Annotated in this window: 13 protein-coding genes; 8 read left to right on the top strand and 5 right to left on the bottom strand. The window is 75.6% G+C overall.

Translation table 11 applies throughout. The features are described 5' to 3' along the window. Window positions 1-8: 8 nt before the first annotated feature. Window positions 9-665, bottom strand: a complete 657-nt coding sequence (locus tag GA0070614_RS01435; protein ID WP_088974279.1) for a TetR/AcrR family transcriptional regulator — start codon at window positions 663-665, stop codon at window positions 9-11. A 113-nt stretch (window positions 666-778) separates the two neighbouring features. Here GA0070614_RS01435 and GA0070614_RS01430 point away from each other — a divergent pair, with 113 nt between their 5' ends. The 3 genes from GA0070614_RS01430 (at window position 779) to GA0070614_RS01420 (ending at window position 4,135) form a co-directional block, all read left to right on the top strand. Continuing rightward, the gene (locus GA0070614_RS01430; protein WP_088974278.1) at window positions 779-2,284 is read left to right on the top strand and encodes a flavin-containing monooxygenase; all 1,506 of its coding nucleotides are present in this window, start codon (window positions 779-781) and stop codon (window positions 2,282-2,284) included. Window positions 2,285-2,345: 61 nt separating this feature from the next. Beyond that, on the top strand, window positions 2,346-3,242 hold the full coding sequence (locus GA0070614_RS01425; RefSeq protein ID WP_088974277.1) for an SDR family NAD(P)-dependent oxidoreductase: 897 nt from the start codon (window positions 2,346-2,348) through the stop codon (window positions 3,240-3,242). Then, the gene (locus tag GA0070614_RS01420; protein ID WP_231933468.1) at window positions 3,239-4,135 is read left to right on the top strand and encodes an alpha/beta fold hydrolase; all 897 of its coding nucleotides are present in this window, start codon (window positions 3,239-3,241) and stop codon (window positions 4,133-4,135) included. Before GA0070614_RS01425 ends, GA0070614_RS01420 begins: the two co-directional genes overlap by 4 nt. Window positions 4,136-4,244: 109 nt before the next feature. Here GA0070614_RS01420 and GA0070614_RS01415 read toward each other — a convergent pair whose 3' ends face one another. Next, a complete protein-coding gene (locus GA0070614_RS01415) occupies window positions 4,245-5,141 on the bottom strand; it encodes a glycosyltransferase family 2 protein (RefSeq protein WP_088979134.1) in 897 nt (298 codons plus the stop codon). Between the two features lie 98 nt (window positions 5,142-5,239). Between GA0070614_RS01415 and GA0070614_RS01410 the strand changes: the two genes are divergently transcribed. The 5 genes from GA0070614_RS01410 (at window position 5,240) to GA0070614_RS01390 (ending at window position 10,489) form a co-directional block, all read left to right on the top strand. Next, window positions 5,240-6,346, top strand: a complete 1,107-nt coding sequence (locus GA0070614_RS01410; protein ID WP_088974276.1) for a CapA family protein — start codon at window positions 5,240-5,242, stop codon at window positions 6,344-6,346. 81 nt (window positions 6,347-6,427) lie between these two features. Further along, window positions 6,428-7,093 carry a GntR family transcriptional regulator gene (locus GA0070614_RS01405; protein WP_088974275.1) on the top strand — a complete coding sequence of 222 codons (666 nt, stop codon included), beginning with the start codon at window positions 6,428-6,430 and terminating at the stop codon, window positions 7,091-7,093. Beyond that, entirely contained in the window at window positions 7,090-8,394 is a 1,305-nt protein-coding gene (locus GA0070614_RS01400; protein ID WP_088974274.1) for an MFS transporter, read from the top strand. The genes GA0070614_RS01405 and GA0070614_RS01400 overlap by 4 nt, the downstream gene beginning before the upstream one ends. Window positions 8,395-8,774: 380 nt before the next feature. Next, the gene (locus GA0070614_RS01395) at window positions 8,775-9,863 is read left to right on the top strand and encodes an S-(hydroxymethyl)mycothiol dehydrogenase (RefSeq protein WP_088979133.1); all 1,089 of its coding nucleotides are present in this window, start codon (window positions 8,775-8,777) and stop codon (window positions 9,861-9,863) included. Next, window positions 9,860-10,489 carry an MBL fold metallo-hydrolase gene (locus GA0070614_RS01390; protein WP_088974273.1) on the top strand — a complete coding sequence of 210 codons (630 nt, stop codon included), beginning with the start codon at window positions 9,860-9,862 and terminating at the stop codon, window positions 10,487-10,489. Before GA0070614_RS01395 ends, GA0070614_RS01390 begins: the two co-directional genes overlap by 4 nt. Window positions 10,490-10,583: 94 nt before the next feature. Here the strand turns inward: GA0070614_RS01390 and tsaA are convergent, their stop codons facing one another. Genes tsaA through GA0070614_RS01375 form a run of 3 tightly spaced genes read right to left on the bottom strand, consistent with a single transcriptional unit; the run spans window position 10,584 to window position 12,816 of the window. Next, window positions 10,584-10,997: a tRNA (N6-threonylcarbamoyladenosine(37)-N6)-methyltransferase TrmO gene (gene tsaA, locus GA0070614_RS01385; protein WP_197701391.1), complete on the bottom strand. Its 414-nt coding sequence runs from the start codon at window positions 10,995-10,997 to the stop codon at window positions 10,584-10,586. Further along, window positions 10,994-11,956 carry a sensor histidine kinase gene (locus GA0070614_RS01380; protein WP_088974272.1) on the bottom strand — a complete coding sequence of 321 codons (963 nt, stop codon included), beginning with the start codon at window positions 11,954-11,956 and terminating at the stop codon, window positions 10,994-10,996. Before GA0070614_RS01380 ends, tsaA begins: the two co-directional genes overlap by 4 nt. After that, window positions 11,953-12,816 (bottom strand): MEDS domain-containing protein, encoded by an 864-nt coding sequence (locus tag GA0070614_RS01375; protein ID WP_172892346.1) that lies wholly within the window; start codon window positions 12,814-12,816, stop codon window positions 11,953-11,955. Before GA0070614_RS01375 ends, GA0070614_RS01380 begins: the two co-directional genes overlap by 4 nt. Window positions 12,817-12,909 lie beyond the last annotated feature (93 nt).

The following is a 12,909-nucleotide window of genomic DNA, read 5'->3' as shown; positions in this document are numbered from 1 at the left end:
CGGCAAGCTCAGGCCGGGGTGCTGGTGCGGTAGATGCCGGTCAACCAGACGTCGAGCAGCACGTCGACCACGTCCCGCTCGGCCACCGCCGGCCCGTCCCCGGCGAAGGTGGCGTACCAGACCCGCTCGTTCATCGAGTTCAGCGCGATCGCCAGGTCCCGCGCGGGCAGGCCGGGCGGGGCCGCGCCCCGGCGGCGTTCCGCCTCGATGGCCGCCTCGACGGCCTGCACCCAGCGCTCCAGGACCGTCGCCCAGAGCCGGCGCACCTCGGCGTTCGTGCCGCGCACCTCGGCGCAGGCGAGCACCACGTCGCGGTGCGCGCCGAAGGTGGCGTGGAACCGGCTGATCAGCTCCCGCCAGCGGGCGCGCGGGTCGTCGGCGAGGTGCACCAGCACGTCACCGGCGGCCCGGTCGGCCTCCTCGGTGACCCGGTCCAGCAGGGTCAGCAGCACCGCGTCCTTGGACGGGAAGTAGAAGTAGAACGTCGGCCGGGAGATGCCCGCGCCACGGGCCAGGTCGTCGATGGAGATCTCCCCGAAGGCCCGCTGCCCCAGCAGCCGCTCGGCGGTGGCGAGGATGGCCGACTCCCGGTCGTCGCCCGCCGAGCGCCCGGAGCGGCGTCCGCGTCCGGTCCGAGTCGGCGCGGGGGTGCGCGCGGTCGTCATGGGCGTCGATGATACCCGCGCTCGACACGATGTCGATCCTCCTCGACAGGGTGTTGACGCATGTCGACGGCGGTGGATAGTGTCCGGTCCACTGCCTCGCCTCGGGAGATGCCATGGCCTCCGACCACGTCGACGTGCTCATCGTCGGAGCCGGCCTGTCCGGCGTCGGCGCCGCCTGCCACCTCCGCCGCGACCGTCCCGACACGACCTTCGCCGTGCTGGAGGCGCGCGGCGCGATCGGCGGCACCTGGGACCTGTTCCGCTACCCCGGCATCCGCTCCGACTCGGACATGTTCACCCTCGGCTACGCGTTCAAGCCGTGGACGAACCCGAAGGCCATCGCCGACGGCGACGCCATCCGCGAGTACGTGCGCGAGACCGCCCGCGAGTACGGCGTGGACGCGCACATCCGCTTCCACCACCGGGTCGTGCGCGCCGAGTGGGACAGCGCCACCGCCCGCTGGACCGTGCACGCCCACCGCGACGACACCGACGAGGCCGTCGTGCTCACCTGCTCGTTCCTGCACACCTGCTCCGGGTACTACCGCTACGACGCCGGCTACACCCCCGACTTCCCCGGCGTCGAGACGTACACCGGCCGGCTGGTGCACCCCCAGCACTGGCCGGAGCAGCTCGACGTCACCGGCCGGCGGGTGGTGGTGATCGGCAGCGGCGCGACCGCGGTGACCCTGGTCCCGGCGCTGGCCGAGCGGGCCGCGCACGTCACCATGCTCCAGCGCTCGCCCACGTACGTGATCTCGCTGCCGTCGCGCGACGTCGTCGCCGACACGCTGCGGCGCTGGCTGCCGGAGAAGGCCGTCTACCCGGCGGTGCGCTGGAAGAACGTGCTGCTCGGCACCGCCAACTTCCAGCTCAGCCGGCGCGCGCCGAAGCTGGTGAAGGCGTTCCTGCGCCGCGCCGCGAAGGGCCGGCTCCCCGCCGGGTACGACGTGGACCGGCACTTCTCACCCCGCTACGACCCGTGGGACCAGCGGCTCTGCGTGGTGCCCGACGGCGACCTGTTCCACGCGGTGGCGGCGGGACGCGCCGCGGTGGTCACCGACACCATCGACACCTTCACCCCCGACGGCATCCGGCTCGGCTCCGGGCAGGAGCTGCCCGCCGACGTCGTGGTCACCGCCACCGGGCTCCAACTGCTCGCCCTCGGCGGCATGCGCCTCGTCGTCGACGGCGTCGACGTCGACCTGGCACGGACCGTGGCGTACAAGGGGATGATGCTCTCCGGCGTGCCGAACTTCGCCATGACGATCGGCTACACCAACGCCTCGTGGACGCTGAAGGCGGACCTGGTCGCCACGTACGTCAACCGGCTGCTGCGCCACCTCGACGACACCGGCCAGCAGATCGTCACCCCGCTCGCCCCGACCGACGCCGCGCGGATCCCGCTGATCGACCTGAAGTCCGGGTACGTGCTGCGCAGCCTCGACGTGCTGCCCAAGCAGGGCACCCGGGCCCCGTGGCGGCTCCACCAGAACTACGCCCGCGACGTCATCCTGATGAAGCACGGCCGGCTCGTCGACGAGGGGGTCCGCTTCTCCCGGGCCACCGGGTCGGCGGCGTCGGCCGACACCCGCACCGCCGGGGCGCCGGTCGCCTGACGACCGGGTCCCACCAGCACCACACCACCACCAGGCACCATCCGCGCCGCAAGGAGGCCGCGTGCGACCATTCGTCTTCACCGCCGGGACCGCTGTGGTCACCGGCGCCGCGAGCGGGATCGGGGAGGCCCTCGCCCACGGGCTCGCCCGCCGCGGCAGCCACCTGGTCCTGCTCGACCGGGACGCCGACCGGCTCGACGCGGTGGCGGCGGCGATCCGCGCCGCCCACCCCGACCGCCAGGTCGACACCCACGTGGTCGACCTGGCCGACCCGGCCGCCACCGACCGGGTCGCCGCGGAGATCCGCGCCCGCCACCCCCGACTGCGGCTGCTGGCCAACAACGCCGGGGTCGCCCTCGGTGGACGCTTCGACCAGGTCACCCTCGACGAGTTCGACTGGGTGCTCGACATCAACTTCCGGGCGGTGGTCCGGCTGACCCACGCGCTGCTGCCGGCGCTCAAGGCCGAGCCCGGCTCCCACCTGGTCAACGTCTCCAGCCTCTTCGGACTGATCGCCCCGGCCGGGCAGGCGGCCTACTCGGCCAGCAAGTTCGCCGTGCGCGGCTTCACCGAGGCGCTGCGCCACGAACTTGTCGACGACGGTGTCGGGGTGACCTCGGTGCACCCCGGCGGCATCGCCACCGCGATCGCCCGCAACGCCCGGGTGGGCAGCGGCGTGGCCCCCGAGGAGTACGAGACCGGCCTGCGCCAGTTCGAGAAGCTGCTGTCCATCCCACCGGCCACCGCGGCAGAGGTGATCCTGCGCGGCGTCCGGCGGCGCCGGGGCCGGGTGCTGATCGGCTGGTCGGCGAAGCTGCCCGACCTGCTGGCCCGGGTCGCACCCGCCTCGTACGGGCGGGTCCTCGCGGTCGGGCTCGCCCGCGCCGCCGCCGACCCGGCCCGCCGGGCCACCCGCCCGGCCGCCACGTCCCAGCTGTCCACCGGGGAGCAGGCGTGAGCGCCGCGGCCGGGCTGCGTCCCCGGCACGTGACCGTCGAGGGCCGGCGGGTACGCCACCGCGTCGACGGCGACGGACCGCCGGTGGTGCTGCTGCACGGCATCGGGCGGTCGCTGCGCGACTTCACCGAACAGCACGAGTTGCTGGCGTCGCGGTTCCGGGTGCACAGCGTCGACCTGCCCGGCTACGGCGGTTCGCTGCCGATGGCCGAGCCGTGCACCCTGCCGGCGCTGGGCCGCTTCGTCGGGCGGTACCTCGACACCGTCGGCGTGGACCAGCCGGCGCACCTGGTCGGCAACTCCCTCGGCGGGGCGGTCGCCATGCAGGTCGCCGCCGCCGAGCCGGACCGGGTGGCCAGCCTGGCGCTGGTCAACAGCGCCGGCTTCGGGCAGGAGGTGACCCTCGCGCTGCGGCTGCTGACGCTGCGTCCGCTGGGCCGGCTGCTGCTGCGCCCGAGCCGGGCCGCGGCCCGCCGGGTGGAGCGGACCCTCTTCCACGACCCGTCCTTTGTCACCGACGAGCGGATCGCGTACGCGCTGGAGCTGGCCGGGCAGCCGTACACGGCGCGGGTGATGCTGGAGACCTGCCGTCACCTGGGCACCTTCCGGGGCGTACGGCCGCAGTGGCGCGACGAGCTGCTGGCCCGGGTGGCCGAGCGGGACGTCCCCACGCTGATCGTCTGGGGCGACCGGGACCTCATCCTCCCGGCCACGCACCTCGACGCGGCCCGCGCCCGGCTGCCGAAGGCCCGCACCCACCTGTTCACCGACTGCGGCCACCTGCCGCAGGTCGAGCGGGCCGAGGAGTTCCACCGGATGCTGGTGGACTTCTGGGCAACCGAGGCCCGGCCGGCCACCGGCGGCCGGTCGGCCACGGTCGCGGCGACCGACTGACCGCAGCGGCGGGCGGGCCGGGGAACGAGTCCCGGCCCGCCCGCCGCTGCGTCGGGCCGCCCGACCCGGGTAGTCGTGCCATCCGCACGGCAGCTGCGGATGTCGTCGGTCAGTCGACGCCCGCCCCGGCCGCCGCGGCGCTCGCCGTGACCGGCGGCCGGGCCGGCGCCCGGCCCTCCAGCACGGCCAGGTCCGCCTCGACCGCCGCCGGCAGCCGGCGCCGCCGGCGCAGCACCCAGCCGAGCTGCCGGGCCGCGTCACGCAGCCCGGCGCGGCGCTCGGGGTCCCGCCAGGTCTCGGCCACCACCGCACCCAGCACCCCCACCGGCCGGCGCAGCGCCGTGGTCAGCACCCGGTTGCGCGCCTCCTGCCGCCGCCGGGCCCGTGGATCACGCCCCGACGGCGACGGCAGGTGGTGCACCACCAGCTCCGGCACGTACGCCAGCCGCCAGCCGGCGGCGGCCAGGTCCATCGCCAGCAGCGCCTCCTCGCCGTACGTCCCGAGCCGGTCGGCGAACCCGCCGACGTCGGTGAACGCGGCGCGGCGCAGCACCACCGCGCAGGCCAGGAAGCCCAGCACCGACGGGCCGGGCGCGTCCGCCGGGGCGCCCAGCGGCGCGGCGGCCATCTCGGCGCAGATCGGGTCGAGCCGGGCCTGCGGCCCGACCAGCACCCGTGCGGTGACCAGCCCGGTGCGCGGGTACGCCCGCAGGATCTCCGCCGCCCGGTCCAGGGCGCCCGGCGCCCAGTACGAGTCGTCGTCGGCGAACGCGACGTACGGGGTGCGCGCCAGCGCCACCCCGACGTTGCGGGCGGTGCCCGCGCCGAGGTTCGCCCCGAGCCGGACCAGCCGGACCTCGGGGTGGGCCGCCGCCACCGCCTCCGGGGTCCCGTCGTCCGACCCGTTGTCCACCACGACCACCGGCCCGGGATGCCGGGCGAGCACGTCGAGCAGCTGCTCCCGCCGGTTGCGGGTGGCCACCACCACCGTCACGTCCACCGTCATGGCCGCCCTGGTACCCGCGCCGTCGCCGCTCACGCCCCGTCCGGCGATTCCCCTGGCCCGGGAGGGTGCGAAGCGGCTCCCGGCGGGAATGCGACGGTGTGCCGGACGACGAGGTGACCCTCTTCCTCAGCGGGGACGTGATGACCGGTCGGGGCGTGGACCAGATCCTGCCCCGGCCCGGCCCACCGGAGCTGCGCGAGCAGGCCGTCACCGACGCCCGCCGGTACGTGGAGCTGGCCGAGACGGTGTCCGGGCCGATCCCTCGCCCGGCCCCGCCGGACTGGCCGTGGGGCGACGCGCGGGAACTCCTCGACGAGCTGCGGCCCGACGCGCGGATCGTCAACCTGGAGACCTCGGTGACCGGCCGGGGCGACTTCGCCGCCGGCAAGGGGATCCACTACCGGATGCACCCGGACAACCTGGCCTGCCTCACCGCCGCCCGGCTCGACGTCTGCGCGCTGGCCAACAACCACGTGCTCGACTTCGGCCCGGACGGGCTCGCCGACACCCTGGACGCGCTGCGCCGGGCCGGCATCACGCCGGTCGGGGCCGGCCGGGACGAGGACGAGGCGTGGCGTCCGGCCCGGGTCGCGCTGCGCGGCGGTCGCCGGCTGCTGCTCTGGTCGGTGGGCACCCCGTCCAGCGGTGTGCCGCCGCACTGGGCGGCCACCGACCGGCGGGCCGGGGTGGCGTACCTGCCGGAGGCGAGCGAGGCGTGCGCCGCCGCGCTCGTCGCGCGGATCGACCGCGAGGCCGGCCCGGACGACCTGGTGGCGGTCTCCGTGCACTGGGGATCCAACTGGGGGTACGACGTGCCGCCCGAGCAGGTGCGGTTCGCGCACCGGCTGGTCGAGGCGGGGGTACGCCTGGTGCACGGCCACTCCTCGCACCACCCCCGCCCGATCGAGGTGCACCGGGGCGCGCTGATCCTCTACGGCGCCGGCGACCTGGTCGACGACTACGAGGGCATCGGCGGGCAGGAGTCGTACCGCCCGGAGCTGCGGCTGCTGCACCTGCCCACGTTCGACGCCGACGGACTGGCCCGGCTGCGTCTGGCCCCGGTGCGGATGCGCCGGATGCGACTGCAGCGGGCGTCGCCGGCCGAGGCACGCTGGCTGACCAACCTGCTGGACCGGCTCGGCGGCCCGTTCCGGACCGGCTTCGCCCTGGACGGCGACGGCCTGATCGGCCTGCGGCCGGGCTGATCCGACCGCCCGGGTGTGGCCTGTCGCACCCCGCCCGACCCGCCGAGCCCCGGCCGGCAGTGCGGGACACATCATAGATACATGACGCATCCCCGGGTTTCGCAGCAGCGCGCCACCGTCCCCTCGGCCGCGGAGCGCGCCTACCGCCACCTCAAACGCGGCATCCTGGAGCAGGTCTACCCGGGCGGGCTGCTGGTCAGCGAGGGCGAGATCGCCGAGGCCGCGCAGGTGTCGCGCACCCCGGTGCGCGAGGCGCTGCTCCGCCTGGAGGCCGAGGGCCTGGTCGCGCTCTACCCCAAGCGCGGAGCGCTCATCCGACCGGTCAGCGCCCGGGAGATCACCGACGTGATCGAGGCCCGCCGCCTGGTCGAGCTGCACGCCGCCGAACGGGTCTGGCCGCGGCGGCACACCCTGCGACCGGTGCTGGCCGGCTGGCTGGACCGGATGCGCGCGGCGCACGCCGCCGGTGACCTGCGCGCGCTGATGGAGGCCGACCGGGCCTTCCACGCCGGCGTCGTCGAGGCGGCCGGCAACGAGATCCTCGCCGAGCTGTACCACCGGCTGCGCGACCGGCAACTGCGGATGGGCGAGGCCAGCTTCCGGCTCTCGCCCGGCTGGGCCGAGGTGGCCCTCACCGAGCACGCCGGCCAGCTCGCCGCCCTCGACGGCGACGACCCGCAGCGCTGGCTCGACACGGTGGGCGCGCACATCGACAACGCCGCCACCGTGCTGCGGACGCTGCGGTGACCGACGACCCGACCGGGTCGCGCCGCCGCGCCGGCACCGTCTGGGCGGTGGCGCTGAGCGCGTACGTGGCCGCGGTGTTCCACCGCAGCTCGCTCGGCGTGACCGGGGTCGACGCCGCGCACCGCTTCGACATCAACGCCTCCGCGCTGGCCACCTTCTCGGTGGCGCAACTCGCCGTGTACGCGGTCATGCAGGTCCCGGTCGGGGTGCTGCTCGACCGGTACGGATCCCGCCGGTTGCTGCTCGCCGGTGGCGCGTTGATGGTCGCCGGCCAGCTCTGCTTCGCCGTCGCCACCGACGTCCGGCTGGCCGTGGCCGCCCGGGTGCTGGTCGGCCTCGGTGACGCGATGACCTTCATCAGCGTGCTGCGGATCGTCGCGTTCTGGTTCCCCGGGCGGCGCAACCCGCTGATGGTGCAGCTCACCGGCACCCTGGGCCAGCTCGGCGCGATCCTCGGCGCGGTGCCGCTGGTGGCGCTGCTGCACCACGCCGGCTGGACCCCGGCCTTCCTCACCGCCGCCGCCGTGGGCGTGACCGTGCTGCTCATGGTCGCCGCCGCCGTCCGGGACACCCCGCACCGGGAGCACGCCACCGCCGTCGCCCCCGACCTGGCGACCGTACGCCGGCGGCTCGCCGAGTCGTGGGAGCACCCGGGCACCCGGCTGGGACTGTGGACCCATTTCGTCACCCAGTTCTCCGGCGCGGTCTTCGCGCTGCTCTGGGGCTACCCGTTCCTCGTCCAGGGGCAGGGTCTGTCACCGACCGCCGCGGCCTCGCTGCTGACCCTGATGACCGTCGCGACGTTGCTCTGCGGCCCGGTCGTCGCCCAGCTCTGCGCCCGGCACCCGTTCCACCGCTCGGTGCTGGTCTTCGCGATCACCGCCGCCACCGCGGCGGTCTGGGCCGCCGTGCTGGCCTGGCCCGGACGGGCGCCGCACTGGCTGCTGGTGACGCTGGTGCTGGTGCTGGCGGTCAACGGCCCCGGCTCGGTGATCGGGTTCGACTACGCGCGCACCGCCAACCCGGTGCACCGCATCGGCAGTGCCACCGGCATCGTCAACGTGGGCGGCTTCGTCGCCTCGATCCTGCTGATCCTCGCCGTCGGTCTGGTCCTCGACCTGGCCACCCCGGCCGGCGCCACCCCCGACCTGGCCGCGTACCGCTGGGCGTTCGCCGTGCAGTACCTGCTCTGGGTGCTCGGCGCGGTCCAGGTGCTGCGCCACCGCAACGCCGCCCGCCGCCGGCACGCCACCGAGCTGGCCGCCGCCCGGTCGGCGCAACCGGTGGGCGACCGCGGCTGAGTCGCTCCGCCCCTGATCCGAGGGCTCGGCGTGCAGGCGGTCGGAAGGCCCCTGATCGGGCGCCGGCCGTACTGCCGTGTCCGTCGGTCGGCCGTCGGACACCCGACGGCTGCCGCGCCGACACGACCGTCTGTCGATCGTCTCGAGGTCACCGAGAGCGATCGACGGTGGGACACCCGGACGGTGGACCGGCAGCGCCCGGCCATCACCGGCCGGGCTGTCCGCGTATCCGAGAGGGAGCCGGCGCGGTCGCGGCGCGCGACCGGCGCGCGGGCGGCGTGTCCGGCGGGCCGGCGGGGCGCGGGGGCTGATCGCGCTAGGTTCGGTGGAGAGGCGTGACCGACGCGCGGCCGTCACCGGCCGGGAAGCAGGAGGAGAGCGTGAGCCAGGAGGTCCGGGGAGTCATTTCACGGCGCAAGGGCGCGCCGGTCGAGGTCACCACCATCGTGGTGCCCGACCCGGGGCCCGGCGAGGCGGTGGTGAAGGTGCAGTCCTGCGGGGTCTGCCACACCGACCTGCACTACCGCGAGGGCGGCATCACCGACGACTACCCGTTCCTGCTCGGCCACGAGGCCGCCGGCATCGTCGAGACCGTCGGCGCGGGCGTCACCGAGGTCGCGCCCGGCGACTTCGTGGTGCTCAACTGGCGGGCCGTCTGCGGCCAGTGCCGGGCCTGCCGGCGCGGTCGCCCCTGGTACTGCTTCGACACCCACAACGCGGCCCAGCGGATGACCCTCACCGACGGCACCGAACTGAGCCCGGCCCTGGGCATCGGGGCGTTCGCCGAGAAGACCCTCGTCCACGCCGGGCAGTGCACCAAGGTCGACCCGTCCGCCCGGCCCGCCGCCGTGGGCCTGCTCGGCTGCGGCGTGATGGCCGGCCTCGGCGCGGCGATGAACACCGGGCAGGTCACCCGGGGCGACTCCGTCGCCGTGATCGGCTGTGGCGGGGTCGGCGACGCCGCGGTGGCCGGCGCGGCCCTGGCCGGCGCGACGACGATCGTCGCGGTCGACACCGACGCCCGCAAGCTCGACTGGGCCCGCAGGTTCGGCGCCACTCACACCGTGAACGCCTCCGCCGAGGACCCGGTCGAGGCGATCCGGGCCGCCACCGGCGGCTTCGGCGCCGACGTGGTCATCGACGCGGTGGGCCGTCCGGAGACCTGGAAGCAGGCCTTCTACGCCCGTGACCTGGCCGGCACCGTGGTGCTGGTCGGCGTGCCTACCCCGGAGATGACCGTCGACCTGCCGCTGCTGGACGTCTTCGGCCGGGGCGGGGCGCTCAAGTCCAGCTGGTACGGCGACTGCCTGCCCAGCCGCGACTTCCCGCTGCTCACCGAGCTGTACCGGCAGGGCCGGCTCGACCTGGACGCCTTCGTCACCGAGGAGATCGCGCTGGAGCAGGTCGAGGAGGCGTTCACCCGGATGCACCACGGCGACGTGCTGCGCTCGGTGGTGGTCTTCCCGTGAGCGTCCGCGTCGACCACACGGTCACCTCCGGCACCTTCTCCCTCGACGGGCAGAGCTTCGACGTCGACAACAACGTCTGGGTGCTCGGCGACGACGACGAGTGCGTCGTCATCGACGCGCCGCACGACGTCGACGCGATCGTGCGCGCCGTCGGCGGCCGGCGGGTACGGGCGATCCTGGCCAGCCACGCCCACGACGACCACGTCCGGGTCGCGCCCGAACTGGCCGGGGCCACCGGCGCGCCCGTGCTGCTGCACCCCGCCGACCGGGTGCTCTGGGACGTGGTCCACCCCGACCGCGCGCCCGACGGCGACCTGGCCGACGGCCAGGTGGTCGAGGTCGCCGGCACCACCCTGCGGGTGCTGCACACCCCCGGGCACAGCCCCGGCGCGTGCAGCTTCCACGCGCCGGACCTCGGCGCGGTCTTCACCGGCGACACCCTCTTCGCCGGCGGCCCCGGCGCCACCGGCCGCTCGTACAGCGACTTCGGCACCATCGTGGAGTCCATCCGCACCCGGCTGCTGACCCTGCCGCCGCAGACCGTCGTGCACACCGGACACGGCGACAGCACCACCATCGGCGCGGAGGCCCCGCACCTCGACGAGTGGATCGCCCGGGGACACTGACCGTCCGCCCCCGGCGCGCCCGGAGGCGAACCCGCCCTGCCCGACGAGCCGACCCCGCAGGCCCGACGGGCCCCGACGCGCCCCGGCCGCTGCGTCAGCGCTCGTCGGGCGGGCCGAGCACCGGCTTGACGTCCAGCACCGGCGTGCCGTCCACCGCCTCCAGGTCGGCGACCCGCAGCCGCAGGCCGTCCACCGCCAGCACCCGCACCCGGTGCAGCCCGATCGGGTTGGGCCGGTGCGGGGAGCGGGTGCTGAACACCCCGGCCTCCGGCCGGCTGCGGTCCCCGCGCGGATGCACCGTGAGGACGTCCCGGCGGGCCCGGTCCAACCACGTCAACACCAGCACCTCGGCACCGGGACGCAGGTCGCCCAGCCCGGCCGCGACGGTCGGGGAGAAGACCAGCCAGGACGGCGGTGCGCCCTCGTCGCCCTGCCGGGGCGCGTCCGCCGGATCGGTCAGCGGCGACTCGACCCGGCCGATCGGCCGCAGCTCGTACGCCCCGCTCACCGGCCGGCCCCGCCGTCGCGGCGCATGTGCACCCGGACCGTGGTGCCGACCGCCGTGCTGTGCACCAGCACCAGGTCGCAGAGCGCGTGCACGATCACCAGGCCGCGCCCGCCGATGCCGTCGTGCCGGGGCGCGAGCCGCCCGGCCAGCGGATCGTCCAGCCAACCGTCGTCCTGGACCTCGCACACCAGGTGTTCACCGGTGCGCCACACCTGCAGCACCCCGCCGCCACCGGCGTGCGCGATGCTGTTGGTGGCCAGTTCCGTCACCGCGATCTGCAGGTCGGCGACCCGGTCCGGGTCCAGCGCGGCGTCGACGGCGTGCCCGGTGACGAACCGGCGCACCTCCGGCAGCGAGCCGAGGCCGTACCGCAGCACGGACACCGGCTCGTCGGGCACCGGCAACGGCTTGTTGTGGCCGGCCACCACCTGCGCCGGGGCGAAGGCGGGGCTGAGCCGGCGTCCCTCGGCGTCCACCAGCACCGGGTGGGTGCGGCAGGCGTCCGCGAGCACCCCGGCGGCGAGACCGGCGGCGTCGTACGGGCAGAGGATGTGCACGTCCCGGTCCGCGAACGCCGAGTTGATCAGCGCCTCGTGCTGGGCGCAGGCCGGCTGCTCCGCCTCGGTGCGCCCCGGCCACACCGGCTCGCCGATGACGCGGACCCGGCGGTCGGCGTGCCGGTCGAGGAACGCCTGCAGCACCCACGGGATGATCCGCCCCGGATTGCGTCCGGCCTCGGTCATGTCGGTGTAGCGGACCCGGCCGTCGTCGGCGCCCACCGCGGCCCGGATCAGCGCGAGCCGGTCGGCCGGCGCGGCCACCAGCACCGGCTCGTCCCGGCCCAGCGCGTCGCGGACGAACGGCACCGTGGCGGCCAGCAGCTCCGTCCGGTCCCGGTAGAACAGTCCCTCGTGCACCAGGCCGCCCGGGCGCGGTCCCGTCGTGCCGACGATCGTCATGCCGTGCCCTCCGCCGGGCCGGCGGCGTCGACCAGGTCGAGCAGGCGGGTCAACGCCGGCTGGCAGCCGACGAGACGGACGGGCGAGGGCGCGTTGCGGCGCGCCCGGACCAGGGCGCTCGCGGCGCCCACGTCGGCGAAGCTCAACTCGGAGACGTCCAGCACGGTGGCCCGCTCGTTGGTGCCCCGCCCGGTCACGTGGTCCAGCATGGCGGCGAACGCGCCCCGGTTGCTCCGGTCGACCTCGCCGACCAGCCGCAGCCCGTGCGGATCCCGGGTGCGGTACGCACGCAGCAGCGGCGCCCACGCGTGCCCGGCGCCGGGCGCGACGGTGGCCGGGTGCGCGGTGGAGGCCGGACGGAGGTACTCGGTGGGGTAGAGGCGGCGGTCGTAGAGGCACATGCCGGCGGCGTGGCCGTCGATGAAGAGCCGGTTCGCCTCGGCCTCGTAGCGGCACAGGTCCGTCACGGACGCGCCGTGGCGCAGCGCCCACCCCATGTCGCCGACCACGCGCAGCCCCGGATGACCGGCCCGCCGGGCCCGCTCGATCTCGGCGGCGAGGGCGTCGAGCATCGCCTCGGGCACGAACCGTCCGCCGGACAGGTACGCCTCGGCGGCGGGCACGATCCGCAGCTGACCGCAGGCCAGCGCGGCCTCGGTGGTCGGGCCCTGCCCGTCGAGGTGGGCCCGGGCGACGGACGGTGGCAGGGCGTCGGTGAACCAGAGCACCTTGTGGCCGAGCCGGAGCCCGCCGGCGACGAACCGTCCGGCGGCCCGCAGACCATCGCCCTCGTCGTCGTGGACCCAACAGACGTGGTCACCGAGGCGGACCTGGTCGGCCACCGCGCTTGCTGTCGTCACCGTCATCGCCTTCCGGTCGGCGCGCCCTCACTGTAACCGCTCGTCGGGGCCACCCCCTCGGCTCACCCTCGGCCAGGACCTGCGCGACCTGGA

It is taken from the genome of Micromonospora coxensis, assembly GCF_900090295.1.
GTDB lineage: Bacteria > Actinomycetota > Actinomycetes > Mycobacteriales > Micromonosporaceae > Micromonospora > Micromonospora coxensis.
This window is presented reverse-complemented; position numbering and strand designations above follow the sequence as displayed.